The following is a 24688-nucleotide window of genomic DNA, read 5'->3' as shown; positions in this document are numbered from 1 at the left end:
TGCCGTCCAGGACCGCGACAGGCCCTGGTGCTCGGAAAAGGGGCACGCAGCCACCCGCGACGCGGCGGGGAGCGAGACATATACGGCATCCGTCGTCATCGTCTCCAGGAGTTCCCATGCCCACCGTCGCCGCCCACGTCGCCTCCGCCCTCGCCGCCCACATCGACCACGTGTTCGGGGTGATGGGCAACGGAAACGCCCTCGTCCTGGACGCTCTCGAGCGTCGCGACGACGTCACTTTCACCGCTGTCCGTCACGAGGCGGGCGGCGTCGTCGCCGCTGACGCCCATCACCGGGCCGGGGGCGGGCTCGCTGCTGCCACCGCGACCTACGGCGCCGGTTTCACGAACACCCTGACCGCCCTCGCCGAGGCCGCCCAGGCCCGTGCGCCGCTCGTGCTCGTCGTCGGCGACGAACCGACTTCGGGTCCGCGGCCGTGGGACGTCGACCAGCTCTCGCTCGCGTCAGCTGTGGGCGTGCGCACCTATACGGTCGGGAGGACGGATGCCGCGGCCACCACGGTCATCGCCATCGAGCACGCACTCTCGTTCCGCATCCCCGTCGTGCTCGCGATCCCCTACGACGTCGGCGGCCGCGACGCGGGCGGGATCCCGGCGACGCCGGATCCGGTGCTGCCCGCGCCGCTCGCGCCCTCGGGGCCGCACGCCGAGGCGACCGTCCGGGCCATCGCCCGAGCGCTGGCGGCGGCGGAGCGCCCGCTGCTCCTCGCCGGCCGGGGTGCCTGGACCGCGGGTGCGGGCGACGAACTCGGACGTCTCGCCGACGCGTCCGGTGCGCTGACGGCATCCACCGCCCTCGGCCGGGGGATCTTCCCGCGACCGCAGTTCGACCTCGGGGTCACGGGAGGCTTCGGCGCTGAGGCGGCCATGGCGACGATCCGTGACGCGGATGTGGCGGTCGTCTTCGGCGCCTCGCTCAACCAGTTCACGATGCGGTTCGGCGGGCTCTTCTCCCCCGACGCGACGATCGTGCAGGTCGACGTCGCCCCGGCGGCCACTCACCCGCAGGTCGGACGGTATCTGCGTGCGGATGCCGCGCTCGCCGCCCGTGCGATCGCCGACGAGCTCGAGCGGCTGGGCGGATCATCCTCGCGCTGGCGCGACCGGGTGGACGTCGCAGCGCTGCGGGATCATGACGCGGGCGACGGGACGGCTGCGGACGGGCGGCTCGACCCGCGCAGCGCCGCAGCGGCGATCGCGGAGCTGCTGCCGGAGGACCGCGTCGTGGTGTCGGACGGCGGGCATTTCATCGGGTGGGCGAACATGTTCTGGACGGTCGCCTCACCCGACCGGATGATGATGGTCGGCACCGCCTACCAGTCGATCGGACTCGGCTTCCCGTCGGTCCCCGGCGCCGCGATGGCGCGGCCCGAGTCCACGATCGTCCTCACGACGGGCGACGGCGGGGGTCTCATGGCGATCGCCGACCTCGAATCCGCCGTGCGGGTCGCGCGCGGGCGCGGGCTCGCGATCGTGTGGAACGACGGCGCGTACGGCGCCGAAGTGCACCTCTACGGCGTCATGGGGCTCGCGCGCGGTCCCATGGAGATCCCCGAGGTCGACTTCGCCGGCCTCGCCCGCGCCGTCGGTGCCGAGGGCGTCGTCGTGCGGACGCTCGAGGACCTCGACGCGCTCGCGCGCTGGCGGGAGCGTCCGGCGGAGGACCGCCCGTTCCTCCTGCTCGACCTGCGCATCTCGGGGGCGGTCCGCGCCCCGTATCAGGAGGAGATCCTGCAGGTGAACCTGCGGCGCTGACGCGCGCCGCTCAGCGGTGGGGCGTGACCGGACCGGTGGGACGGGCGCGGCGCCCGACGGCGAGCCATCCGAGCGGACCGAGGACCGGGACGAACAGCACGACGACCACCCACAGCAGCGCCTGGAGCGAGGTCAGGCCGCGCGCCGAGCGCGCCAACGAGACGAGCGCGACGATCGCGAGCCCGACCACGACGACCGTGACGACGGACCAGACGATGTCGTAGCCGGACGGGAGGAGGGGATTGGCGGTCACGCCGTCGAACCTACCGAACCGTGTGCGCGGCGGCATCCCACCACTGCAGCACGCGCAGGGCGAGGAAGGTGAGCCAGCGCGACGGCTGCCCCTCGGGGGCGTCGAGGTCGAACCAGCGCCGGCCCTCGAGCACGCGGCCCTGATGCCAGGTTCCGTCCGGCTGCTGCGCGGCGCGCACCATCTCGACGGCGTCCGCGAGCCGCTCGTCGGGCGGGGTGCCGTCGTGCAGGGAGGCCTCGCGGAAGTGGTCGAGGGCGGCGAGCGCGCTGTAGCGGTGCCGGTTCGGGTAGACGAACTGCGTCACGAACGGCCCCACCTGCTCGCCGGTCGAGAGGCGGTACGCGAGCCGGCGTGCGAGCAGGTACTCCTGCCCGCGCCGGCGGCTCTCGCGCAGGGCGGTGTCGCCCGTGAACTGCTCGTACGCGAGCATGCCCCGCACGACGTTGAGCGTGGAGTGGAACGACGAGCGCACCGAGTCGCCCTCCTCGGCCTCGCAGTTCCATCCGCCGTCGGCGAGCTGGTGCTCCGGGAACCACTGAGCGAGCCGAGAGACGTCGGCTCCCACCCATGCCCCGGTCCCCAGCGTGAACGCGTTGATGCAGACGTCGACCTCGCCGCCCCAGTAGGGCAGGTCGTCGTACTCCCAGCGACTGTTGCGGTCGAGGCGTGCGGCCGTGTCCCCCAGGACGGATGCCGGGACCCCCCACTCGCGCAGGTCCTTCAGCGTCCAGGTCGTCGCCGTCCACGGCTGACCGGGCATCTCGGACTCCGGGCTGCCGAAGAAGCCCGCGGGGAAGTACGCGCCCCCCTCCCACTGCCCGTCGTCGCCCTGCTGCGCGAGGAGCGCGGCGCCGAAACCCTCCGCCGCGACGCGGGAGCGCGTGGCCTGCCAGACCTCTTCGGGCTCGCCTTCCAGGTCGCGCTCGACCTGCCATCGCAGCGAGGGGTCCGAGTCGCGCAGCCAGTCCAGGATCCGGGGTTCGACCGTCATGCCGTCATCCTCCCCCCGGCCGCCGACATCCGCCAGGATCAGGCCGACGCCGTGAGCATCTCGCCGTAGCCGTCCTCGAACGTCGGGAAGGCGAGCTCGCCGACCACCGATCGCAGCACCGAGCCGTCCAGCACAGTCCCACGCCGGTCGCCGGGCTCTCCGTGCGGCGGCACCGGCACACCGAGTCGAGCGGCGAGGAAGGTCACGACCTCTCCGAGGGTCGCGGGGCGCTCGTCCACCCCGTGAAGCACGCGCGGCGGAGCGTCGGCCTCGAGCAGGGCGAGGATCGTGCGGACGACGTCGGTCTCGTGGATGCGGTTCGTCCGGCGGTCGTGGTCGACGGGGGTGCCCGTCCGCACCTGCCGGATGAGCCGGTCGCGGCCGGGTCCGTAGATGCCCGCCGGACGCAGGACCACCGCGTCCAGCAGCTTGACTGCGCGCACCTCGCCGTCGACCAACTGCTGCGCACGCGCGCTCACGGGGCGCGGTTCGTCTGCCTCGGTCAGCGGTCGCTCATCGCCGTACCCCTCCAGCACGCGCGTCGACGAGACCCACACCGTCCGGGAAGGCGGGCCAGGCAATGCTGCTGCGACGTGTGCCGCGGCGGCAGCGAGGAAGCCCTCGTCCTCGCCAGGCGGCAGCGTCACGACGACCGCGTCCACGGCGGGGAGCGGGCTGCTCAGCGGGCGGGAGAGGTCCGCCGCGAGGTGGTGATCATCGGGCTCGGATGCCGCGGAACGCCGGAGCGTCCACACCTCGCCGCCCGCGCGGCGCAGCGCGTCCGCGACGCGCGTGCCGATCCGACCGGAGCCGACGATGAGGGTGCGGGTGGGGACCATGCCCCCATCCTCTCAACCGCGCGATCGCCCGGTCACGATGACGGGCGTGTAACAAAGCGACGCTCCGGCACCCGCGGCATCCGTCGTCGCGCGAGAATGAGGGTCGGCACCCGACCGCACGCGCGCGGGACGCCACCCGAACCCCCTCGACCGAGCCCGCTCGGCGCCTCCGGAGGCCCTCATGTCCCGTCGTCCCGCCCTGCGCACCGCACTCGCCGCGTCCGCTGCCGCGCTCGCTCTGCTCCTCGGAGGCTGCGCGACCAGCGCCGCCCCGAGTGCGTCGTCGTCGTCTGATGCCGGACCCTCCCCCGACGACTACGTCACCCCCGGCACGCTCACGATCGCGACCGGCGAGACCGCCTACGAGCCGTACGTCATCGACGATGACCCCGAGTCGGGCGAAGGCTTCGAAGCCGCCGTCGCGTACGCCGTCGCCGACAAGCTCGGCTTCGCGAAGGACGACGTCGAGTGGGTGCGCACGAGCTTCGACGCGGCCATCGCGCCGGGCCCGAAGAGCTTCGACTTCAACATCCAGCAGTACACGATCACCGACGAGCGCAAGCAGGGCGTCGACTTCTCGTCGCCCTACTACGCCGCCAGCCAGTCCCTCATCGCGCTCAAGGGCGGCAAGGCCGACGGCGTCACCGATCTCGAGGGTCTGAAGGACATCACGATCGGTGCGATGGCGAACTCGACGAGCGCCCTCACGCTCGACGCGCTCGACCTGGGGCTCGAGCCGAAGCTCTACAACTCGAACGAGGACGCGACCGCCGCCCTCAGCGCCGGCCAGGTCGACGCCGTCGTCCTCGACACCCCGACCGCCTACGTCGCGGTCAACTTCTACATCGAGAACTCGTTCTTCGTGGGCGAGCTGCCCAAGTCGGGCATCGAGGACCAGTGGGGGCTGCTGCTCGCGAAGGACTCGCCGCTGACGCCGTCCGTCAGTGCCGCCGTCGACGAGCTCCGCGAGGACGGCACGCTGGCCGACCTCGAGGAGAAGTGGCTCTCGGGTCTGACCGAGGGCGTCACCGAGCTCCAGTGAGGGCGCGCTAGCGTCGATCCGTGACCACCCGCATCCCGAGCGAGCTCGAGCTCGACCGTCGCGCCTACCGGCGCGGCCGCGAGCGGCGATCCGTGCTGATCGCCATCGCGTCGACCCTCGTCTTCGCCGTCGTCGTGTGGGCGACCGTGATCAACACCGAGGGCTGGTCGAAAGTCCAGCGGAGCTTCTTCGACCCGGCCGTCGCCCTGCAGGCGCTGCCTGTCGTGTGGGAGGGCTTCCTGCTCAACCTCACCGTGCTCGGCATCTCGGTCTTCACGGTCGGCGGTGTCGCGATGCTGATCGCGCTGTTGCGGACGCTCCGCGGTCCGGTGTTCTTCCCGGTCAGGATGCTGGCGGCCGGCTACACCGACCTGTTCCGCGGCCTGCCGTTCATCATCGTCCTCTACCTCGTCGGGTTCGGGTTGCCGACGGTCGTGGGTGAGCGGATCGACGAGCTGTTCCTCGGCGTTCTCGCGGTCACGCTCACCTACTCGTCGTACGTCGCCGAGGTGATCCGCGCGGGCATCGAGTCCGTCCACCCGTCGCAGCGCCTCGCCGCCCGCGCCCTGGGCCTCAGCCACGTGCAGTCGCTCCGACGGGTCGTGTTGCCACAAGCGCTGCGCAAGATGACGCCGGCGCTCATGAACGACTTCGTCTCCATGCAGAAGGACGTCGGGCTCATCTCGGTCATCGCGGGCCTCGACGCGCTCGCGCGCGCCAAGGGCGTGGTCGCCACGACCTACAACTTCACGCCGTACGTCGTCGCCGGCATCCTCTTCATCCTGCTCGCGATCCCCACCATCCGGCTCACCGACTGGTACACGGCGAGGCTCCGCGAGCGCGAGCAGACGGGATCGGTGCTGTGACGGGCACGGCCGGCCCGGCGGTGCTGCGGGCCACCGGCATCCACAAATCCTTCGGCGACCGCGACGTGCTGCGAGGGGTCGACGTCTCGCTCGCCGCGCACGAGGTCGTCGCCCTCATCGGCGCGAGCGGTTCGGGCAAGTCGACCCTGCTGCGATGCCTGGGCCTGCTCGAACCGATCGATGACGGGCAGATCTTCCTCGGCGACGAGGACATCTCCGACCCGCGGGTCGACGGCAACCGCGTCCGCGCACGGCTGGGGGCGGTCTTCCAGAGCTTCAACCTCTTCCCGCACCTGTCCGTGCTCGACAACGTCACTCTCGCCTCCCGCGTCGTCCATCGGATGCCGCGACGCGAGGCCGAGGCCCGCGCCCGCGAGCTGCTGGCCCGGGTCGGACTCGCCGACAAGGCGAAGGACCACCCCGATCGCCTCTCGGGCGGTCAGCAGCAGCGTGTCGCCATCGCGCGTGCGATCGCCACCGATCCCGAGGTGCTGCTCCTCGACGAGATCACCTCGGCCCTCGACCCGGAGCTCGTCGGCGAGGTGCTCGGGCTCGTCCGCGACCTGGCCTCGGAGGGCGCGACGATCCTCATGGCGACGCACGAGATGGCGTTCGCACGCGATGTCGCCGACCATGTCGTGTTCCTCGACGCCGGCACGATCGTCGAGCAGGGTCCGCCGTCGGCCGTGCTGCGGCATCCGCGCGAGGAGCGCACCCGCGCGTTCCTCGCGCGCTTCACCGCCTGACGTCCGCGCTCGGGCGCGGCGTGCGCGGATGCCGCGCAGGCGGATGCCGCGTTCGCGGATGCAATGGATGCCGGGCGACACCCGGCATCCACCCGTGCCTCACCGGCGTGTCGCCGACGATCTGTTGCATCCGCGAGCGCGCGGCGCGGGCTCAGTCCCGCAGACCCGCCGCGCGCTCGGCGACCTCGACGACATTCGTCATCAGCAGCGCGACGGTCATGGGACCGACGCCGCCGGGATTGGGCGAGAGCCAGCCGGCGACCTCCGCGACGTCCGGGTGCACGTCGCCGTAGACGCGGCTCTTGCCAGTCTCGGGGTCGTCCTCGCGGGTGACGCCCACGTCGAGCACCGCGGCGCCGGGCTTGACGTGCTCAGCCGTGACGATGTGCTTCACGCCCGCGGCGGCGACGATGACGTCGGCCTGGCGCAGGTGCGCGCCGAGGTCGGTCGTCCCGGTGTGGGTGAGCGTCACGGTCGCGTTGTACTCGCGGCGGGTCAGCAGCAGGCCGATCGAGCGGCCGATCGTGACGCCCCGGCCGACGACGACGACGTGCTTGCCCGCCAGGTCGTAACCGTTGCGCAGCAGCAGCTCGATGACGCCGCGCGGTGTACATGGCAGGGGCGAGGTGATCGGCGTGTTGACGTTGAGCACCAGGCGACCGAGGTTCGTCGGGTGCAGGCCGTCGGCATCCTTCTCGGGATCGATCCGCTCGAGGATGCGGTCGGTGTCGAGTTGCTTCGGCAACGGCAGCTGCACGATGTAGCCGTGACACGCCGGGTCGGCGTTCAGCTCGTCGATGAGTGCTTCGACCTGCTCCTGCGTGGCATCCGCGGGGAGCTCGCGCTGGATCGAGTTCATGCCGATCGCCTCGGACTGCCGGTGCTTCATCCCGACGTAGAGCTGGGATGCCGGGTCGGCCCCCACGAGCACGGTGGCGATGCCGGGCGTCACACCGTGCTCCTTGAGCACGGCCACCCGCTCGGCGAGCTCGGTCTTGATCGCGGCCGACGCCGCCTTGCCGTCGAGGATCTGTGCGGTCACGATGTCTCCTGTCGTCGCCCCTCGACCGCGAGACTGCACCGCGAGCACGAGACTGCGGTCCCAGACCGCTGTCTCGTCGCGTGCGTGCAGTCTCGCGGCCGGAGGAGGGGGCGGATGCCGCGGCTCATTGCTGGAGGCCGGGGTACAGCGGGAAGGCGTCGGCGAGGGTCGCGACGCGCTCGCGCAGCGCTTCGAGATCGGCGCCGGGCTGCAGCGCCAGCGCGATGACGTCGGCGACCTCGGTGAACTCGGCGTCGCCGAAGCCGCGGGTCGCGAGCGCGGGCGTACCGATGCGCAGGCCGGAGGTGACCATCGGCGGACGCGGGTCGTTCGGCACCGCGTTGCGGTTCACCGTGATCCGGATCTCGTGCAGCAGGTCCTCGGCCTGCTTGCCGTCGATCGCCGCGTCGCGCAGGTCGACGAGCACCAGGTGCACGTCGGTACCGCCGGAGCGCACCGAGATGCCGGCATCCTTCACGTCCTGCTGCGAGAGCCGGTCGGCGAGGATCGCCGCGCCCGAGACGGTGCGCTGCTGGCGCTCCTTGAACGCCTCGGATGCCGCGAGCTTGAACGCCGTCGCCTTGGCGGCGATCACGTGCATGAGCGGGCCGCCCTGCTGACCCGGGAAGACGGCCGAGTTGATCTTCTTGGCAATGTCGGCGTCGTTGGTGAGGATGAAGCCCGAGCGGGGGCCGCCGATCGTCTTGTGCACCGTCGAGCTGACCACGTGCGCGTGCGGCACCGGGGAGGGGTGCAGGCCCGCGGCGACGAGACCGGCGAAGTGCGCCATGTCGACCCACAGGAGCGCGCCGACCTCGTCGGCGATCGCGCGGAAGGCGGCGAAGTCGAGCTGACGGGGGTAGGCCGACCAGCCGGCGATGATGACCTTCGGCTTGTGCTCGAGCGCGAGGCGACGGACCTCGTCCATGTCGACGAGCGAGGTCTCGGCGTCGACGCCGTACGCCACGATGTTGTAGAGACGGCCCGAGAAGTTGATCTTCATGCCGTGCGTGAGGTGACCGCCGTGGTCGAGCGACAGACCGAGCAGCGTGTCGCCCGGGCGGGCGATGGCGTGCAGCACCGCCGCGTTGGCGGACGCGCCCGAGTGGGGCTGGACGTTGGCGAACTCCGCGCCGAATAGAGCCTTGGCGCGCTCGATGGCGAGCTCCTCGGCGACGTCGACGACCTCGCAGCCGCCGTAGTACCGGCGACCGGGGTAACCCTCGGCGTACTTGTTGGTGAGTACGGAGCCCTGCGACTGCAGCACCGAGACGGGCACGAAGTTCTCGGAGGCGATCATCTCGAGGAACCCGCGCTGACGGTCGAGCTCCCGCTCGAGCACATCGGCGATCTCGGGGTCGACCTCGGACAGCGGGGCGTTGAACAGCGAATCGGTCATGCGATCTCCTGACGACGGCTTTCGGGATGGGTAATCTCGCATCGGCCCAGGCGCGCGGTCGAATGCCGTGTCAATCGCTCCCCGGTGGTAGCCCACCTCAACGCCAGTCGCGACACTGCGAGCATAACGGATGCCGCCGCTGATAGGCTGGCCCGATCGGTTTTGTTAGGACGCCTTACAGAACGGTGGTGGCGGTTGCTCCCCCTCCCCCTCGTGCCCTTTCCCATCGACGTCGCGCTGACCGGCGACGCGCCCTTCGCGCTGAGCGGCGCGACGGTGACGGGCGATCCGGATGCCGCCGGGCAGCTGCGCGCGCTCGTTCGGACGCGCACCGGCGCCGAGCTCGGAGCGGGCGACGACATCGCGCTGACCGTCGACGGCTCGGGCGCCGCGGAGTCGTACCGGCTGGACGTGTCGGCCACCGGCATCCGGATCACGGGTGCGGATGCCGCCGGTCTCTTCTACGGCGTGCAGACGCTCGGCCAGCTCATCCGCCGCGAGGGCGACTCCTGGGTCGTCCCGGCGGTGCGCGCCGTCGACGCTCCGCGGTTCGCCTATCGCGGAGTGATGCTCGACGTCGCACGCCACTTCCACGACGTCGCCACCGTACGGGCGTACATCGACCGGGCGGCATGCCTCAAGCTCAACGTCCTGCACCTGCACCTGTCTGACGACCAGGGCTGGCGTCTCGAGCTGCGCTCGCGCCCCGAGCTCACCGCGACAGCGTCGGCGACCGCCGTCGGCGGCGCGGCCGGTGGCTTCTACACGCAGGACGACTACCGCCAGATCGTCGCCTACGCGGCATCCCGTCACATGACGGTCGTGCCCGAGTTCGACATGCCCGGCCACACGCACGCCGTCGGGTTGGCTTATCCCGAGATCGCCGCGGCGCCGGTCGTCGAGGTCATCACGGAGGGCTCGATCCCCGTCGCCGGTGAACCGTATACGGGGATCGGCGTCGGGTTCTCCTCCCTGCGCATCGGCGACGAAGCGACGGATGCCTTCGTCCGCGACGTCTTCACCGAACTGGCGGACCTCACCCCGGGTCCGTGGCTGCACTTCGGCGGGGACGAGTCGCTGGGCACCGACCCCGAGGACTTCGCCCGCTTCGTCGCGCAGGCGAGCGCCGTCATCGCGGGTCTCGGCAAGACCCCCGTCGCGTGGCACGAAGCGGGCGCCGCGTCGGGCCTCGCCCCCGGCACGGTCGGCCAGTTCTGGGGCTTCGTCTCGCCGACGGATGCCGCGGCCCGCCACGCGCGCGCGTTCGCCGAGCGCGGCGGCCGGCTGATCCTGTCGCCCGCGGACGCGATCTACCTCGACATGAAGCCGACGGCCGACTCCGCCCTCGGGCTCACCTGGGCGAACGGTCCGACCAGCCTCGCCCGTGCGTACGGCTGGGAGCCGACGGAGGTGGTCGACGGTGTCGGCGAGGAGGCGATCCTCGGTGTCGAGGCGCCGCTGTGGACCGAGACCGTCGCGACCCTCGACGACATCGACGCTCTCGCCTTCCCGCGCATCGCCGCCGCGGCCGAGATCGCCTGGTCGCCCGCGACCGGAGCCGAGCGGTCGTGGGAGTCGTTCCGCGGCCGCGTCGGGGGGCTCGGACCGCTGTGGACGAACCTCGACATCCACTTCCCCGCTCTCGAGGAGGTGCCGTGGACGACGTGAGCCGCATCATCCACTCAGCGCGGCTCGTCGACGGCGGCACCGAAACGCCGGGCGCATGGATCCGCGCCGAGGGGGGTCGCGTCACCGCGCGAGGTACGGGCGACGCCTGGCGCGCGCTCGGTGCGGACGAGGTCGTCGACGCCGAGGAGATCGCCGGCGAGGGCGCTCTGCTGACGCCCGGCTTCGTCGATCTGCACGGGCACGGCGGCGGCGGACGGGCGCACGAAGAGGGCGCCGACGCGATCCGGGCATCCCGCGCCCTGCACCTCGCGCACGGCACGACCCGCGCCGTCCTCTCCCTCGTCGCCGGATCGCTGGCGGATCTGCAGGCACGACTCGGTGTCATCGCCGACCTGGCCGACGCGGATGCCGGGATCCTCGGCGCGCACCTGGAAGGCCCCTTCCTCGACCCGGGGCATCACGGTGCGCACGACCCCGACCTTCTCATCGCGCCGACGCCCGACGCCGTGGACGCGTTGATCACGGCCGCCCGGGGCTCGCTCGTGCAGGTGACCCTCGCCCCCGAACTGCCCGGCGGGCCGGGGGCGATCGGGGCCCTCACCCGGGCCGGGGTGGTCGTCGCCGTGGGGCACACCTCCGCCGACGCCGATCTCACCCGTGAGGCGTTCGACGCCGGCGCCACCGTGCTGACACACGCGTTCAACGCGATGCCCGGCCTGCACCACCGTGCGCCCGGGCCCGTGGGGGCCGCGACCGGCGACCCCCGGGTGACGATCGAGGTCATCGCGGACGGCGTCCACGTGCACCCCGACGTCATCCGCATCATCTTCGCCGCAGCACCCGGCCGCGTCGCCCTCGTGACCGACGCGATGGCCGCCGCGGGCGCGACCGACGGAACCTACCGCCTGGGATCGCTGTCCGTCACGGTGGAGGCGGGCGTCGCGCGCCTGGCAGACGGCACGATCGCCGGGTCGACGCTCACGCAGGACGCCGCCCTGCGCACCGCGGTCGCCGCCGGGGTCCCGCTGTCTGCCGCGGTCGCTGCGCTCACCTCCACCCCGGCGCGCGCGATCGGCCGGCCCGAGCTCGGCTCGCTCGCCGTCGGCGCCGTCGCCGATGCGGTGCTGCTCGACGCCGAGCTGCGGGTGCGGCGGGTGTTCACCGGCACGGTCTGACGCGGCATCCGCCACCGTCGGCAGCCCGGGGCGTTCGGTATTCAGTCTCCGCCCGACGAGGGGCCGACGCGGGCCGCGGGATCTGGGCTGTCTCGAGAATGCGCGGCCCGCCGAGACTGAATTCGGAACGCGAGCCGACCTCAGACCCCCGTCACGGCGGGCGCGGGCGCACCCGCCAGCAGTGCCGCCCCCAGCGCGCCGACCGGCGCGCTGGGGGGCGTCGGCACGACGCGATCGGGCAGGTCCAGCGAGGTGAGGAAGGCGGAGCCGGATGCCGCGGCCGCCAGCGCCGTGCGCACCGGATCACGCAGTCGCTCCCCGAGGTGCGACACCCCGCCGCCCAGCACGACGAGATCGACGTCGGCGGTCAGGACGAGCAGGTGGGCGGCGGCCGTCACGCCGCGCACGACGTCCGCGCGCAGCGCGGCGGCGAGCGGATCACCCGCATCCGCGGCGTCGAACACGTCGACCACCGGCAGAACGGCGGGTCTCGCCCATCGGGCGGCGACGGCCGCTCCGCCCGCGAGCGCCTCGATGCATCCGCGCTGCCCGCACCGACAGGCGGGGCCGGCGGGGTCCACGCTGATGTGGCCGATCTCCCCCGCCGCGCCGCGGGCGCCGCGCCACGGCATCCCGTCCCGAGCGATCCCGGCGGCGATCCCGGTCCCGAGGTTCAGGTAGGCGACCGCTCCGGCGGCAGGGAGGAGGGATGCCGCGCCGACGGCGGCCGCGCGGACGTCGTTCTCGATGAGCGGGAGCACTCCGACCCCGCTCCTCACCGCGTCGGCGAGATCGAAGACGTCGATGCCGAGGTTGAGGGCATGGCGGACGACTCCGGCGGGCGAGATCTGACCCGGCACACCGATGCCGAGCGCGGCGGGCCGGGCGCCGCCGGCGACCGCCGCGACGACGGCGACGATCCCGTCCACCACCGCCCGGGGGCCCCATCCCGTCGGCCGTCGCTCCTCGGCGACGACACGGCCGGCGTCGTCCACCGCGACGGCGAGGGTCTTCGTGCCACCGACATCCACTCCGATGCGCACGTCAGCCCTTCACGGCGCCCGAGACGAGTCCGCCCGACATCCGCCCCTGGACGATGAGGAAGAAGACGACCACCGGGATGGAGATGAGGGTGGATGCCGCCATCACCGCGCCCCAGTTCGTCGCCTCGGTCGCGGACTGGAACGACAGCAGCCACGGCGGCAGGGTGAGGTTCTGCCCGCGCAGCAGGAGGAGCGCCATCGTGAACTCGTTCCACGACTGGATGAAGGCGAAGACGCCGGTGGCGACGAGCCCGGGCGCGAGCAGGGGGAAGGTGACCTTCCAGAACGCCTGCGACCGGGTGCAGCCGTCGATCATCGCGGCTTCCTCGAGATCGACCGGCACACCGGCGACGAACCCTCGGAGGGTCCAGATCGTGAAGGGGACGACGGCGGCGACGTAGACGATCCCGAGCCCGACGAGGGTGTTCATGAGCCGCCAGTCGTCGATCATCCCGTAGATCGTGAACATCATCGCCTCGCCCGGGATCATCTGCACGATGAGCACCGCGACGATGAACGATCGCCGACCCCGGAAACGGATGCGGGCCACCGCGATCGAGGCGAGGAACGCGACGAGCAGCGTGGCGACGAGCACCCCGACGGTCACGGCGGCAGAGCTCAGCAGGCCGTGGACGAAGTCGGTCTGCCCGGGCGCCGCCTCGCGGGTCCACGCCGTCTCGTAGTTGCGGAGCGTGAAGTCCAGCGGGAGGAAGCTCGGGGTGCGGCTGATGATCGACTCGCCGCTCGTGAACGACATGTTCAGCATCCAGTACACCGGGAAGACCGAGCAGACGAACACGACGAGGGCGGCCAGGTTGAGGACCAGTCGGCCCGCCGGCGAGCGCCGCCGGCGGCGAGCGGCGAGCGACCCGGGCGCGGGCGTCTTCGCGCGGCCGACGCGGCCGGCGACCTCGTCGACGCCGACGGTCGACAGCTGAGCGGCAGGCGTGATCTGCGTGCTCACAGCTCCTCCTCCCTGAGGGTCGTGCGGACGTAGCCCCAGGACAGGGCGAGCAGGAGGATGACGGTCAGCACGCCGATCGCGCTCGTCACCCCGAACTCCCCCACCCCCTGCCGGAAGATGTAGGTGCCGAGGACGTTCGTCTCCGACACGAGACCGCCGCGCTGCTGCAGCGTGTACACCTGCGTGAAGATGCGCAGGTTCCAGATGACCTGCAGCACGACGACGACGGTCACGACGTTGCGGAGGTACGGGTAGACGACGAGGCGGAACCGTTGCAGGCCGGTCGCCCCGTCGAGCGCGGCCGCCTCGAGCACCTCGCCGGGTACCTGCCCGAGGGCGGCGTAGAGGGTGAAGGCCGCGAAGGGCACGCCCTGCCACACGACGATGATCGTCAGCACGACGAAGAACGACCACGGGTCGAGCAGCCACGAATGGTTCGTGAAATCCGAGGTGCCCGTCGCGGTGTTGAACAGCCAGTTCACCAGCCCGTACTGGGCGTCGAAGATCCAGCCCCAGACCGTGGTGGCCGCCAGGGGCGGCATCGCCCAGGCCAGGAGCAGGCCGATCGAGACGAGCAGTCGCCACCCGCGGGTCAGGCGCGTCATCAGCACGGCCACGAGGGCGCCGAGCCCCACGATGAGCGCGGTCATCACGAGCATCAGCCCGAGGCTGCGCACGAGGACGGCCGGGAAGTCCGAGGCGGTGAAGACCTCGAGGTAGTTCGCGAACCCGACCACGTCGGGCAGGGTGCCCTGCACCTTGTTGCGGATCGAGTAGTCGGTGAACGACTGGACGACCATGAGGACGGCCGGGTATCCGACCATCACGGCGAGTATCACGAGCGACGGGCCGAGCAGGGTGAGGGCTGCGGCCCCGTCCTTGCGGCGGCGGGCCCGATCCCGCGCGCCCGCGGCGAAGCGGTCTCGCGGCGGCTGCTCGGGTGCGGGCCGGGTCAGGGTGGCGGTCATCGGCATCCTCCGAAAGAGGTGCAGGGGGCGTCGCCGCCCCCTGCACCGAGGGGTCAGGAGTTGAGGATCGACTCGATCTGACCGTCGAGCTCGGTCGCGATCTGGGTGACGTCGCCGCCCTGGGCGATCTTCACGAGCGCGTCCTTGATGATGCCGGCGGACTCGACCTCGGCCCACTTCGGGCTGGCCGGGACGGCCTTGGAGGATGCCGCGGCCTTCGCCGCCTCGGCGGTGATCTCATCGTCGGGCAGGTACTGCGCGAACGAGGTGCGCGCGGGGATGAGCCCGTTCTCGGCGAGGATCTTCTGGTAGCCCTCGGAGAGGATGATCTCCAGCGCCGCCTGCGCCATCTCGGGCGCGTCGGACTTCGCGGCGATCGCGACGTTCGACCCACCGGCGAAGACCGGGGCGACCTCGCCCGCCGTCATGCCGGGGAGGGCGAAGGCGGCGAGGTCCTTGCCGGCACCGTCCGGGCATCCGGGGGCCTCGGCATCGGCCGCCGCGAGGATCGACCACTTGACCCACGCGGGCGCCGAGAGGAAGCCGATCTCGTCGGCGCAGAAGGGCACCTGCGGGTCGGCCTCGTCCGCATCCGCGGGTGCGATCGTGGCGTTCTCGTAGACGTCCTGCAGCATGGTCAGACCGGCGATGCCGCCCTCGCTCGAGAAGCCACCGACCCACTGATCGCCCTCGAGGGTGGCGATCTCGCCACCGTTCGCCCACACGTACGGCAGGGCGTTGTACCAGTCCTTGCCCGGCGCGTAGATGCCGGACTTCGTGGCGGTGGTCGCCGCGACGCCGTCCTTGACGTAGTCCTCGAGGGTGGCGGGGATCTCGCCCGAGTAGGTCGACGGCGAGTAGAACACGACGCGCGACCCGGCGTAGTAGGGCGCGGCGTAGAGCGTGCCGTCCTCGGACCCGAGGTCGACGAAGCTCTGCAGCATGTCGTCGCCGCCGAGGTCGTCCTGGATGTCGGAGAGGTCGGCGAACAGGCCCTGCGAGATGAACCCGGGCGCCTGCGTGTTGCCGACCTCCACGATGTCGGGGGCGTCGTTGGAGGACAGCGCGGCGACGTATCCCTCAGCGGTGTCCGCCCAGGTCTTCTCCTCGATGGTGAGGGTCCACCCGTCGTTCTGCTCCTCGAAGGTCTTCTTCAGGTAGTCGCGGGCGTCCTGCGGGGTGTCGGTGCCGACCAGCCACACGGTCAGGTCGCCGGTCTCGGCGCTGCCGCCGGCGGGCGTGGCGGATCCGGCGCAGCCGGACAGGACGAGGGCTGACGCGCCGAGGAGCGACAGTGCCCCGAGGGTCTTCTTCATAGCGGTTCCTTCACTGTGAGGGATGCGGTGGCCCGGGCCGGGCCGCCGCGGAGGGTGGGTGGTGCGGTGTCAGGACACGCCGAGACGGCCGGACAGGACCATGACGGCCGCACCGCGGAGGACGATGTCCTCGCCGTGGGCCGACATGCGCACCTGGAGCCCGTCGTGGAACGTGGCGAGGGTCCGGGTGCGTACCGTCTCTGCGGCAGCCTCGGCGAGGGTGCCGCCGAGCAGGTCGGCGGGGCCGGAGAGGGTGATCTCCGACAGGTCGAGCGCACCGACGATCGGCGCGAGGGCGATACCGAGACGCTCGCCGGCGTCGCGGAGCACACCCTGGGGGTCGTCGGCGGTGGCGAGGCGATCGGTCAGCGCGGGGACGGCGAGCCAAGCCTCGAGGCATCCGATCTTGCCGCAGGCGCACGCGGGGCCGCCGTCGGTCCCGACCGTGACGTGGCCGATCTCCCCGGCCGCGAAGCGGGCACCCGCGAGCGGTTCGCCGCCGGTGAGGAGCCCCGCACCGACACCGCGGCCGACACGGACGAGGATGACGTCGTCGCCGGCTCCCCCGAAGGTGTGCTCGGCGAGGACGGCCGCGTTCGCGTCGTTCGCGACGAGGACGGGGAGATCGAGCTCGGCCTCGAGACGACCGGCCAGGTCGACCTCCGTCCATCCGAAACCGGGCGCGGCGAGCACGACGCCCCGATCGTCGACGACGCCGGGCGTTCCGACGCCGAGGCCGAGGACCGGCGCGTGCGCGTCCGCGACGACGGCGCGCGCGAGCGTCGCGATGGTGTCGAACACGTCGCCGCGGTCGGTGGGGACGGGAACACTGTGCCGGGCGACGATCTCACCGTCGAGGGTGAGGACGGCGCCGACGAAGCTCTCGCTCCCCGAGAGGTCCAGGCCGGCGATCCGGTGTCCGCCGCGGTCGATGTCGACCAGGATCGCGGGCTTGCCGGGACCGGATGCCTCGCGCACCCCCTGCTCGACCACGTAGCCGTCGTCGATGAGCCCGCCGACGAGGTCGGAGATGGTGACGCGGGTGAGCCCCGTCTCGCGGGCGAGGTCGGCGCGGCTCATGGCCCCCTGCGTGAAGAGGGACTGGAGCACGAGAGCCCGGTTGTGGGCACGGGCGTGCTCCGGCAGGATCTTGCCGGCGGTGCGGCGGCTGCGGGTCGCGGGAGCGGGTCGCGTCGGGGTCGACATGTTTGTTAGTAGACCTTACGAATAGCCGGGGCACAAGCATCCGGACATGTTTGCAAGCAGTCTTAACAAACTCGTTACACATCACCGCCCGCGTAGGATCGAGGCATGTCCGAGCTCCCCCACGTCCGCCCCGAACGACCCGCGGAGCCCCTGACCGCCGAGACCGCGCCGGTGCGACTGTCGGCACTCGACCTCCTCAGCTTCCTCTGCGCGATGTTCGCCGTCGTGACGCTCGCGATCTGGGGGTTCACCGCCTGGGATGCCCCCTGGAACGTGATCCTCGGCATCGCGACTCCGCTCGCCACCCTCATCGTCTGGGGGCTCTTCGCCTCGCCTCGCGCCGTCGTGCGGGTCCACCCGTTCGTGCGCGGGCTCGTGGAACTGCTCATCTATCTCTCCGCGACGATCGCCTGGTGGAGCGCCGGACAGACGTGGATCGGCCTCGGCTTCGCCGTCGTCGCGGTCGTGGTCGGCGTGCTGGCGGGTCGCCGACGCCTGTCGTGACCGACGTCGTCGCTCTGCTCCGCGACGCGCTCGGCGAGCGCGTCGACACGAGCGAGCCCGCCCTCGACGACGCCCGCGCCGACAAGTCGGGCCACCGCGCCGGCGGACGACCGCTCGCCGTCGTGCGCGCGGCATCCGTCTCGGACGTACAGACGACGATGCGCATCGCGTCGGCCACAGGCACCCCGGTCGTCACGCGTGGCGCCGGCACCGGCCTCGCCGGCGGGGCGAACACCGGCGCCGGCGAGATCTCGCTCTCGGTCCGCGGCATGGACCGGATCCTCGAGGTGCGCCCCGACGACCTGCTCGCCGTCGTCGAGCCCGGCATCCTCAACGCCGACCTCGGCCGGGCGCTCGCGCCCTATGGGCTGTGGTGGGCGCCCGACCCCGCCAGCCGCGAGATCTCTACCGTCGGCGGGAACATCGCCACCGGTGCGGGCGGGCTGCTGTGCGCGAAGTACGGCGTCGTCAGGGACGCCGTCCTCGCCCTCGACATCGTCCTCGCGGACGGGCGCCTCATCTCCACCGGCCACCGCAGCGTCAAGGGGGTGACCGGCTATGACCTGACCGCCCTGATGATCGGCTCGGAGGGGACGCTCGGCGTCGTCGTCGGCGCGACGCTCAAGCTCCGCCGCCTCGTGCCGGGGTCGACGCGGACCCTCACGGCGCAGTTCCCCGACGTGCGTGCAGCCGCCGCGGGAGCCGCCGCAGTCACCGCCGCAGGAGTGCAGCCGTCGATCATGGAGCTCATGGATGCCGTGAGCCTCGCAGCCGCGCATGCCTTACTCGGCTTGCCGTCTCCCACACCGGGGGCGACCCAGCTCACCGTGCAGACCGACGGGATCGCCGCCGCCGCGGAGCAGGCGGAGATCGCCGGGATCCTGACGGCGACGGGCGGTGCGGTGCGACTGGCCGCCGACGACGCCGAGGCCGCACAGCTGTGGGCGGTGCGGCGGGCGATGCACCCGGCGATGGAGAGCCTGGGGACCGCGCTCATCGAGGACGTCTCGGTCCCGCGCAGCGCGCTGCCGGCGATGTTCGACGAGATCGCACGCATCGAGGCCGAGTTCGACCTGACGATCCCCACCGTCTGTCACGCCGGGGACGGCAACCTGCATCCCAACTTCATCTTCGACGGCGACGAGGTCCCCGAGCGCGTATGGCGGGCCGCCGATGCGCTCTTCCGCGCGGCGATCGCCCTCGGTGGGACGCTCACCGGCGAGCACGGCATCGGTGTCCTCAAGAGCCGCTGGCTGGCCGACGAGCTCGGGGACGTTCAGTGGTCGCTGCAGCGCGGCATCAAGGACGTGTTCGACCCGGCCGGCATCCTCAACCCGGGAAAGGTGTTCGCCGCTCAGCCCTGACGGACGGCGGCACCCGTCGGCGCCGCCGGGACGAGCGGCGAGGCGGGGTGCGTCGTCACCGCGAGCACCATCGAGACGAGCCCGACCACCCCCGGTATGGTCGCGGGCAGAACGCCGACGGGGCCGCCCGCGCCGGGCGCGACCACCGACACGGCGGCGAACACGACCGCGAGCAGCAGCCCGAGCAGGAGCGCGGCGAGAGGGATCCAGCTCCACGGTCGCGGGATGACGCCGACCCGGAGGATCGCGACGGCACCGCCGACGGCGAGCACGAAGCTCACGACGTCACCGAGTGCCGCCGTGGGCCCGGCGCCGGCGCCGGCCGCATATCCCGTGGGACCGGCCCACCAGACGGCGTGCGCCACCACGAAGGCGCCGAGGACGAACAGGACGGCCATCCCCGCGGGTCGACGCGCGACGACGCTCTCCTCCGGTCGCGCCCCGACGGCGTAGATCGCGCACGCTCCCGCCACCAGGAGGGCGGCGCCGAGTTCGATGGGCACCGACGCGGGGTCGCCCGCGCGCACCGCGAACGACGCCAGGACCGCCATGACGCTCTGGACCAGGAGGAGGAGACCGCCGATGAGCCACGACCACACCGTTGTGCGCTGCATGCGCACACCCTACGGCCGTGGGCGCGGCGATGTCACCCGGCGGAGGGAACGGATCCATCGTTCCCCCAGGACGTGCGTGGCAGTCTCGAACGGTACCGATGCCCGAGGAGGTCCGCCGTGTCCGCATCCCGCCGCGTCCGCGCGACCGGATCCCTGGCGGTCGCCGGGGTCATCGCCGCGTTCGGCGTCGCGTGTTCCGCGCAGCCCGATGACGGGGGCGAGGCCCAGAGCGTGTCCGCGGCGTGCGCGACCCTGGCGAAGGCCGTCGACGGCGCGATGGCGACGTTCGCCACCGCGGATGCCGCTGACCCGTCCGCCACCGCCGACGCGACGGCCGACGTGCGCGACGACCTCGCCGCCGTCGCCGACGCGATCGACAACGCCCGTGTCGCGGCGATCACGGCGGATCTGCGGGAGGGATTCGACATCCTCGCCGACGCGACGACTGCGGCAGCCGCGGGAGAGATCGCCGGAGCCGCCGGAGTCGCCGACGCGACGGAACGCATCCGGACGGGCGTCGCCGAATATCACGATCTGTGTAAGGGATGATCATTGATCCGCCCTCGTCACGTACCCTTTTCTGAAGCGACATTCGCCTGACGACGAGACCCCGGATCCCCGTGGCGTCCGGAACGCCGGGCCGCAGCTCGGGGGAGAACGATGTCGGAGATCATCACACGCCACGACGCCGGTGAGGCGCCCGTTGCGGGCGAGCACCCCGACGTGCGATGGGCCCCGGCCGAGCCGGCGCCCCGTCCGCGCCGTCTCTGGCTGAAGATCGGGCTGCCCGTCGCCGCGGTCGTGGCGGCCGCGACCGTGTGCTCACTCGTTCTGATCGCGCCCGGGACGACCGCTGCCGGCGTGCCCGTGGGAGGTCAGACCGTCGGCATGGCCGCGGATTCGATCTCGTCCCGCCTGTCGGCGATCGAGCTCAGCCTGGGCGAGGGCGGCCCCACCGTGTCGGCCGCCGACCTCGGTGCCTCCGTCGACGCATCCGCACTCGCCGACGAGGCCTTCGCCGGCAGCCCGCTCTGGAACGTGACCTCCTGGTTCGCCGAGTACGGCGCACCGACGGTGACCCTGAACGCCGAGCGCGCCGCGACGACGCTGCGTGCGGCCCTGCCCGGCGCCTACATCGATCCCACCCCCGCGACCGTGAGGTTCCAGGACGGCGCCTACGTGAGCACCCCCGCCGTCGACGGCACCGGCATCTCGCTCGACGCGATCAGCGCCGCCCTCGCGTCGGCCCTCGTCGCCGGGGAGCCCACCGCGACGGTGGCGGCGGCCCCCGAAGCGGTACCCGCCACGGTCACGACGTCGGCCGCTGAATCGGCGGCCGAGCGCCTCAACGGGATGATCGCCGAGGCCGGCTTCTACGCCGGCGACGACCGCGCGGTCCCGATCTCCGCCGCCGACCTCGCCTCGTGGCTGACCGTCGAAGCCGACACCTCGGGCGACTTCACGATCTCCGCCGACGCAGCCGCGATCCAGCTCGCCGTCGACAAGCTGCCCGAGGTCGTCAACCAGGATCCGGTGACGGCCGAGGTGCTCACGAGCGACGCGGGTGAGGTCCTCAAGACGATCGTCGAGGGGCAGGACGGCCGCGTGCTCGGCGACACCGCCGGGGTCGCCCGGGACTTCGCCGACCAGCTCTCTCAGGGCGACGCGTCGTACACCCTGCCGGCCGACATCACGCCGCGTGAGACCGTCAGCACGGTGCGCCTGGCCGAGGTCGATCTCAGCGAGCAGCGCCTCTACCTCAAGGAGAACGGCAAGGTCGTCGACACCTGGCTGATCTCGAGCGGCCGCGACGGCGCCGTGACCTTCACGGGTCGGTACTCCATCGGCTGGCGCACGCCGCTGCAGGACATGACCGGCACCTCGCGCGACACCGGGACGAAGTACACGCAGCCCGACGTGCCCTGGGTCATGTACTTCAACGGCAACCAGGCTTTCCACGGCGCCTATTGGCACAACAACTTCGGCAACCAGATGAGCGCCGGCTGCGTGAACATGCCGCCCGCCCTCGCCAAGCAGCTCTACGACTGGATGCCGGACGGCGGCGACGTCTGGATCCACTCCTGAGCGTCATCTGACGCCCGGCATCCGTCGTTCATGTGCGAGGGGCACCGATCACGGTTAGCCTGTGCTCATGGCTGACCTCCGCGTGGAAGAACTGTCGGCGTCGACGATCGTCGCCGTGAACACCCTCTCGCTCAAGCCGGGCCAGGAACGCTTCATCACGCCCGAGAGCTACGCGATCGCCGCGACCGTCGTCGACCCCGCCACGTCGTGGCAGCGCGTGATCCTCGACGGCGACGAGGTGGTCGGCTTCGTCAGCGCCGGCTTCGACGCCGACGCCCCGCACGAACACTTCCGCTCGGTGCTGTGGCGGATCAACGTGGATGCCGACGATCAGCGCCGCGGCGTCGGACGCTACGCGGTCGAACAGCTCACAGGCGAGGCCCGCGCGCGCGGCTTCGACCACGTCAACGTCATCTACGAGGCGGGCGAGGGCGGTCCGGATGCGTTCTTCCGCCGCGTGGGTTTCACCCCCGTCGACGAGACCGAGTACGGCGAGGTCGTCGCACAGATTCGCCTCTGACGCTCCCCCGAACGCACGGATGCCCCGGCCCGCTCTCGCGGCCGGGGCATCCGTCTGTGCGGATCAGAGTCCGTCGATGATCCCGTTCAGCGTCGCGGACGGGCGCATGACCTTCTCGACCAGCGCGGGGTCGGGACGGTAGTAGCCGCCGATCTCGGCGGGCGATCCCTGCACCGCGACCAGCTCGGCGACGATCGTCTCCTCGTTCGCGCTCAGCGCCTCGGCGACCGGCGCGAACGCCGCCGCGAGCTCCGCGTCGGCGGTCTGACGAGCCAGCTCCTGCGCCCAGTAGGTCGCGAGGTAGAAGTGGCTGCCGCGGTTGTCGATCGTGCCGAGGGCGCGGCCGGGCGACTTGTCCTCCTCGAGGAACGTGCCGGTCGCCGCGTCGAGGGTGTCGGCGAGGACCTTCGCGTGCGCGTTGCCGGTGTAGTCGGCGAGGTGTTCGAAGGATGCCGCCAGCGCGAAGAACTCGCCGAGCGAGTCCCAGCGCAGGTAGTTCTCGGCGACGAGCTGCTGCACGTGCTTGGGTGCCGAGCCGCCCGCACCGGTCTCGAACAGTCCGCCGCCGGCGAGCAGCGGGACGATTGAGAGCATCTTGGCGCTCGTGCCGACCTCGAGGATCGGGAACAGGTCGGTGAGGTAGTCGCGCAGCACGTTGCCGGTGACCGAGATGGTGTCCTCACCGCGGCGGATGCGATCCAGCGAGTACCGGGTCGCCTCGGCCGGGGCGAGGACCTCGATCGTGAGGCCCTCGGTGTCGTGGTCGGCGAGGTAGGTCTTGACCTTGGCGATGAGGTTCGCGTCGTGGGCGCGGTTCTCGTCGAGCCAGAAGACGGCGGGCACGCCCGTGGCGCGGGCGCGGGTGACCGCGAGCTTCACCCAGTCGCGGATGGCGACGTCCTTGGTCTGCGTCGCGCGCCAGATGTCGCCCGGCTGCACGGCGTGCGAGAGCAGGGTCTCCCCCGCCGAGTTGACGACCTCGACCGTGCCGGCCGCGGCGATCTCGAACGTCTTGTCGTGCGAGCCGTACTCCTCGGCCGCCTGCGCCATGAGACCGACGTTCGGGACGGACCCGATGGTGGCGGGGTCGAGCGGGCCGTTCGCGATGACGTCGTCGATGGTCGCCTGGTAGACCCCCGCGTAGGAGGAGTCGGGGATGACGGCGATCGTGTCGGCCTCGCCGCCGTCGGCGCCCCAGAGCTTTCCGCCGTTGCGGATGAGCGCCGGCATCGAGGCATCCACGATCACGTCGGAGGGGACGTGCAGGTTGGTGATGCCCTTGTCGGAGTTGACGTACGACAGCCGCGGACCGTTCGCGATGGCCGCCTCGAACGCGGAGCGGATCTCGTCGCCGCCCTCGACCTGGCCGAGGCCCGCGAGGATCGCACCGAGGCCGTCGTTGGGGGTGAGGCCGGCCGCGGAGAGCTGGTCGCCGAAGCGCGCGAAGACGTCGGCGAAGAAGGCGCGGACGACGTGGCCGAAGATGATGGGGTCGCTGACCTTCATCATGGTCGCCTTGAGGTGCACGGAGTAGAGCACGTCCTCGGCCGCGGCCTGGGCGATCGTGTCGGTGAGGAAGGCGTCGAGCGCCTTCGCGGAGAGGAACGTCGCGTCGACGACCTCGCCGGGCAGGACCTTCAGCCCCGACTTCAGCTCGGTGACGGTGCCGTCCTCCCCCGTGAAGCGGATGGTGAGCACGTCGTCGTTCTCGATGACCGTCGAGGTCTCGTTGCTCTTGAAGTCGTCGTGGCCGAGCGTCGCCACCCGGGTCTTCGACCCCTCGGCGAACGCCTTGTTGCGGTGCGGGTGCTTGCGCGCGTAATTCTTCACCGAGAGCGGCGCGCGGCGGTCGCTGTTGCCTTCGCGGAGGACCGGGTTCACCGCGGAGCCCTTGATGCGGTCGTAGCGGGCGCGGACGTCCTTCTCAGCGACGTCCTTCGGCTCGTCCGGGTAGTCCGGGATGTCGTAGCCCGCGGCCTGGAGCTCGGCGATGGCCGCCTTCAGCTGCGGGATGGATGCCGAGATGTTCGGCAGCTTGATGATGTTGGCCTCGGGGAGGGTCGCGAGACCGCCGAGCTCGGCGAGCGCATCGCCGACCTGCTGCTCGGGCGTCAGGTTCTGCGGGAAGGCGGCGAGGATGCGGCCCGCGAGGGAGATGTCGCGCGTCTCGATGCCGACGCCCGCCTTGCCTGCGAACGCTTCGACGATCGGCAGGAAGGACGCCGTCGCCAGCGCGGGAGCCTCGTCGGTGTAGGTGTAGATGATGGTGGAATCGGGCACGTGTCGTCTCCAAGAAAAGGGCGTCGCGGATCGTCCTCAGCGTATCGCACCCCTCCGGTTTCTCTCG

General features: G+C 71.8%; 23 protein-coding genes and 1 riboswitch. Of the genes, 11 read left to right on the top strand and 12 right to left on the bottom strand.

Annotated features, from left to right (window positions below; all coding sequences use genetic code 11):
• Nucleotides 1-116 precede the first annotated feature (116 nt).
• Complete coding sequence (locus ACIGEP_RS00480; protein ID WP_396659671.1) at nt 117-1775, top strand: thiamine pyrophosphate-binding protein; 1659 nt, start codon at nt 117-119, stop codon at nt 1773-1775.
• Nucleotides 1776-1785: 10 nt separating this feature from the next.
• On the opposite strand, the gene ACIGEP_RS00475 is transcribed toward ACIGEP_RS00480, so the two are convergent.
• The 3 genes from ACIGEP_RS00475 to ACIGEP_RS00465 are packed head-to-tail and all read right to left on the bottom strand — an operon-like array spanning nt 1786 to nt 3858.
• A complete protein-coding gene (locus ACIGEP_RS00475; RefSeq protein WP_396659670.1) occupies nt 1786-2028 on the bottom strand; it encodes a PLDc N-terminal domain-containing protein in 243 nt (80 codons plus the stop codon).
• A gap of 10 nt (nt 2029-2038) precedes the next feature.
• Nucleotides 2039-3019, bottom strand: a complete 981-nt coding sequence (locus tag ACIGEP_RS00470) for a squalene cyclase (RefSeq protein WP_396659669.1) — start codon at nt 3017-3019, stop codon at nt 2039-2041.
• A 38-nt stretch (nt 3020-3057) separates the two neighbouring features.
• A complete protein-coding gene (locus ACIGEP_RS00465; protein ID WP_396659668.1) occupies nt 3058-3858 on the bottom strand; it encodes an NAD(P)H-binding protein in 801 nt (266 codons plus the stop codon).
• A gap of 181 nt (nt 3859-4039) precedes the next feature.
• Here ACIGEP_RS00465 and ACIGEP_RS00460 point away from each other — a divergent pair, with 181 nt between their 5' ends.
• The 3 genes from ACIGEP_RS00460 to ACIGEP_RS00450 are packed head-to-tail and all read left to right on the top strand — an operon-like array spanning nt 4040 to nt 6512.
• Nucleotides 4040-4900: an ABC transporter substrate-binding protein gene (locus ACIGEP_RS00460; protein WP_396659667.1), complete on the top strand. Its 861-nt coding sequence runs from the start codon at nt 4040-4042 to the stop codon at nt 4898-4900.
• A gap of 20 nt (nt 4901-4920) precedes the next feature.
• Complete coding sequence (locus ACIGEP_RS00455; RefSeq protein ID WP_396659666.1) at nt 4921-5766, top strand: amino acid ABC transporter permease; 846 nt, start codon at nt 4921-4923, stop codon at nt 5764-5766.
• Nucleotides 5763-6512, top strand: a complete 750-nt coding sequence (locus tag ACIGEP_RS00450) for an amino acid ABC transporter ATP-binding protein (RefSeq protein ID WP_396659665.1) — start codon at nt 5763-5765, stop codon at nt 6510-6512. The genes ACIGEP_RS00455 and ACIGEP_RS00450 overlap by 4 nt, the downstream gene beginning before the upstream one ends.
• A gap of 151 nt (nt 6513-6663) precedes the next feature.
• Here ACIGEP_RS00450 and ACIGEP_RS00445 read toward each other — a convergent pair whose 3' ends face one another.
• Together ACIGEP_RS00445 and glyA are read right to left on the bottom strand one after the other, a co-directional pair.
• On the bottom strand, nt 6664-7554 hold the full coding sequence (locus tag ACIGEP_RS00445) for a bifunctional methylenetetrahydrofolate dehydrogenase/methenyltetrahydrofolate cyclohydrolase (protein ID WP_396659664.1): 891 nt from the start codon (nt 7552-7554) through the stop codon (nt 6664-6666).
• Between the two features lie 124 nt (nt 7555-7678).
• Nucleotides 7679-8953 carry a serine hydroxymethyltransferase gene (gene glyA, locus ACIGEP_RS00440; RefSeq protein ID WP_396659663.1) on the bottom strand — a complete coding sequence of 425 codons (1275 nt, stop codon included), beginning with the start codon at nt 8951-8953 and terminating at the stop codon, nt 7679-7681.
• Nucleotides 8954-8990: 37 nt separating this feature from the next.
• Nucleotides 8991-9074, bottom strand: a riboswitch (ZMP/ZTP riboswitch).
• Between the two features lie 92 nt (nt 9075-9166).
• Between glyA and ACIGEP_RS00435 the strand changes: the two genes are divergently transcribed.
• On the top strand, nt 9167-10621 hold the full coding sequence (locus ACIGEP_RS00435; protein ID WP_396659662.1) for a family 20 glycosylhydrolase: 1455 nt from the start codon (nt 9167-9169) through the stop codon (nt 10619-10621).
• Nucleotides 10609-11757, top strand: coding sequence for an N-acetylglucosamine-6-phosphate deacetylase (locus ACIGEP_RS00430; protein ID WP_396659661.1), 1149 nt, complete (start codon nt 10609-10611; stop codon nt 11755-11757). Before ACIGEP_RS00435 ends, ACIGEP_RS00430 begins: the two co-directional genes overlap by 13 nt.
• A 140-nt stretch (nt 11758-11897) precedes the next feature.
• Here the strand turns inward: ACIGEP_RS00430 and ACIGEP_RS00425 are convergent, their stop codons facing one another.
• The 5 genes from ACIGEP_RS00425 to ACIGEP_RS00405 all read right to left on the bottom strand — a co-directional run bounded on the left by ACIGEP_RS00425 (nt 11898) and on the right by ACIGEP_RS00405 (nt 17254).
• Nucleotides 11898-12800: an ROK family protein gene (locus tag ACIGEP_RS00425; protein ID WP_396659660.1), complete on the bottom strand. Its 903-nt coding sequence runs from the start codon at nt 12798-12800 to the stop codon at nt 11898-11900.
• A 1-nt stretch (nt 12801) separates the two neighbouring features.
• The gene (locus ACIGEP_RS00420) at nt 12802-13764 is read right to left on the bottom strand and encodes a carbohydrate ABC transporter permease (RefSeq protein ID WP_396659659.1); all 963 of its coding nucleotides are present in this window, start codon (nt 13762-13764) and stop codon (nt 12802-12804) included.
• Nucleotides 13761-14732, bottom strand: a complete 972-nt coding sequence (locus ACIGEP_RS00415) for a carbohydrate ABC transporter permease (RefSeq protein WP_396659658.1) — start codon at nt 14730-14732, stop codon at nt 13761-13763. The genes ACIGEP_RS00420 and ACIGEP_RS00415 overlap by 4 nt, the downstream gene beginning before the upstream one ends.
• Nucleotides 14733-14785: 53 nt before the next feature.
• Complete coding sequence (locus ACIGEP_RS00410) at nt 14786-16048, bottom strand: extracellular solute-binding protein (protein ID WP_396659657.1); 1263 nt, start codon at nt 16046-16048, stop codon at nt 14786-14788.
• Nucleotides 16049-16117: 69 nt separating this feature from the next.
• On the bottom strand, nt 16118-17254 hold the full coding sequence (locus tag ACIGEP_RS00405; RefSeq protein WP_396659656.1) for an ROK family protein: 1137 nt from the start codon (nt 17252-17254) through the stop codon (nt 16118-16120).
• A 105-nt stretch (nt 17255-17359) separates the two neighbouring features.
• Between ACIGEP_RS00405 and ACIGEP_RS00400 the strand changes: the two genes are divergently transcribed.
• Together ACIGEP_RS00400 and ACIGEP_RS00395 are read left to right on the top strand one after the other, a co-directional pair.
• The gene (locus ACIGEP_RS00400; RefSeq protein ID WP_396659655.1) at nt 17360-17758 is read left to right on the top strand and encodes a YrdB family protein; all 399 of its coding nucleotides are present in this window, start codon (nt 17360-17362) and stop codon (nt 17756-17758) included.
• Nucleotides 17755-19122 carry an FAD-binding oxidoreductase gene (locus tag ACIGEP_RS00395; RefSeq protein WP_396659654.1) on the top strand — a complete coding sequence of 456 codons (1368 nt, stop codon included), beginning with the start codon at nt 17755-17757 and terminating at the stop codon, nt 19120-19122. Before ACIGEP_RS00400 ends, ACIGEP_RS00395 begins: the two co-directional genes overlap by 4 nt.
• Here the strand turns inward: ACIGEP_RS00395 and ACIGEP_RS00390 are convergent.
• Nucleotides 19113-19736, bottom strand: coding sequence for a hypothetical protein (locus tag ACIGEP_RS00390; RefSeq protein WP_396659653.1), 624 nt, complete (start codon nt 19734-19736; stop codon nt 19113-19115). The genes ACIGEP_RS00395 and ACIGEP_RS00390 overlap by 10 nt on opposite strands.
• Nucleotides 19737-19853: 117 nt before the next feature.
• Here ACIGEP_RS00390 and ACIGEP_RS00385 point away from each other — a divergent pair, with 117 nt between their 5' ends.
• From ACIGEP_RS00385 to ACIGEP_RS00375, 3 genes are all read left to right on the top strand, one after another.
• Complete coding sequence (locus ACIGEP_RS00385) at nt 19854-20285, top strand: hypothetical protein (RefSeq protein ID WP_396659652.1); 432 nt, start codon at nt 19854-19856, stop codon at nt 20283-20285.
• A 111-nt stretch (nt 20286-20396) separates the two neighbouring features.
• Nucleotides 20397-21821 carry a L,D-transpeptidase family protein gene (locus tag ACIGEP_RS00380; RefSeq protein ID WP_396659651.1) on the top strand — a complete coding sequence of 475 codons (1425 nt, stop codon included), beginning with the start codon at nt 20397-20399 and terminating at the stop codon, nt 21819-21821.
• A gap of 67 nt (nt 21822-21888) precedes the next feature.
• Nucleotides 21889-22341 carry a GNAT family N-acetyltransferase gene (locus ACIGEP_RS00375; RefSeq protein WP_396659650.1) on the top strand — a complete coding sequence of 151 codons (453 nt, stop codon included), beginning with the start codon at nt 21889-21891 and terminating at the stop codon, nt 22339-22341.
• 63 nt (nt 22342-22404) lie between these two features.
• On the opposite strand, the gene ACIGEP_RS00370 is transcribed toward ACIGEP_RS00375, so the two are convergent.
• Nucleotides 22405-24621, bottom strand: a complete 2217-nt coding sequence (locus ACIGEP_RS00370) for an NADP-dependent isocitrate dehydrogenase (RefSeq protein ID WP_396659649.1) — start codon at nt 24619-24621, stop codon at nt 22405-22407.
• Nucleotides 24622-24688: the final 67 nt, after the last annotated feature.

The organism is Microbacterium sp. NPDC077663, from assembly GCF_044542795.1.
In the GTDB taxonomy this organism is placed as follows: Bacteria; Actinomycetota; Actinomycetes; order Actinomycetales; family Microbacteriaceae; genus Microbacterium.
This window is presented reverse-complemented; position numbering and strand designations above follow the sequence as displayed.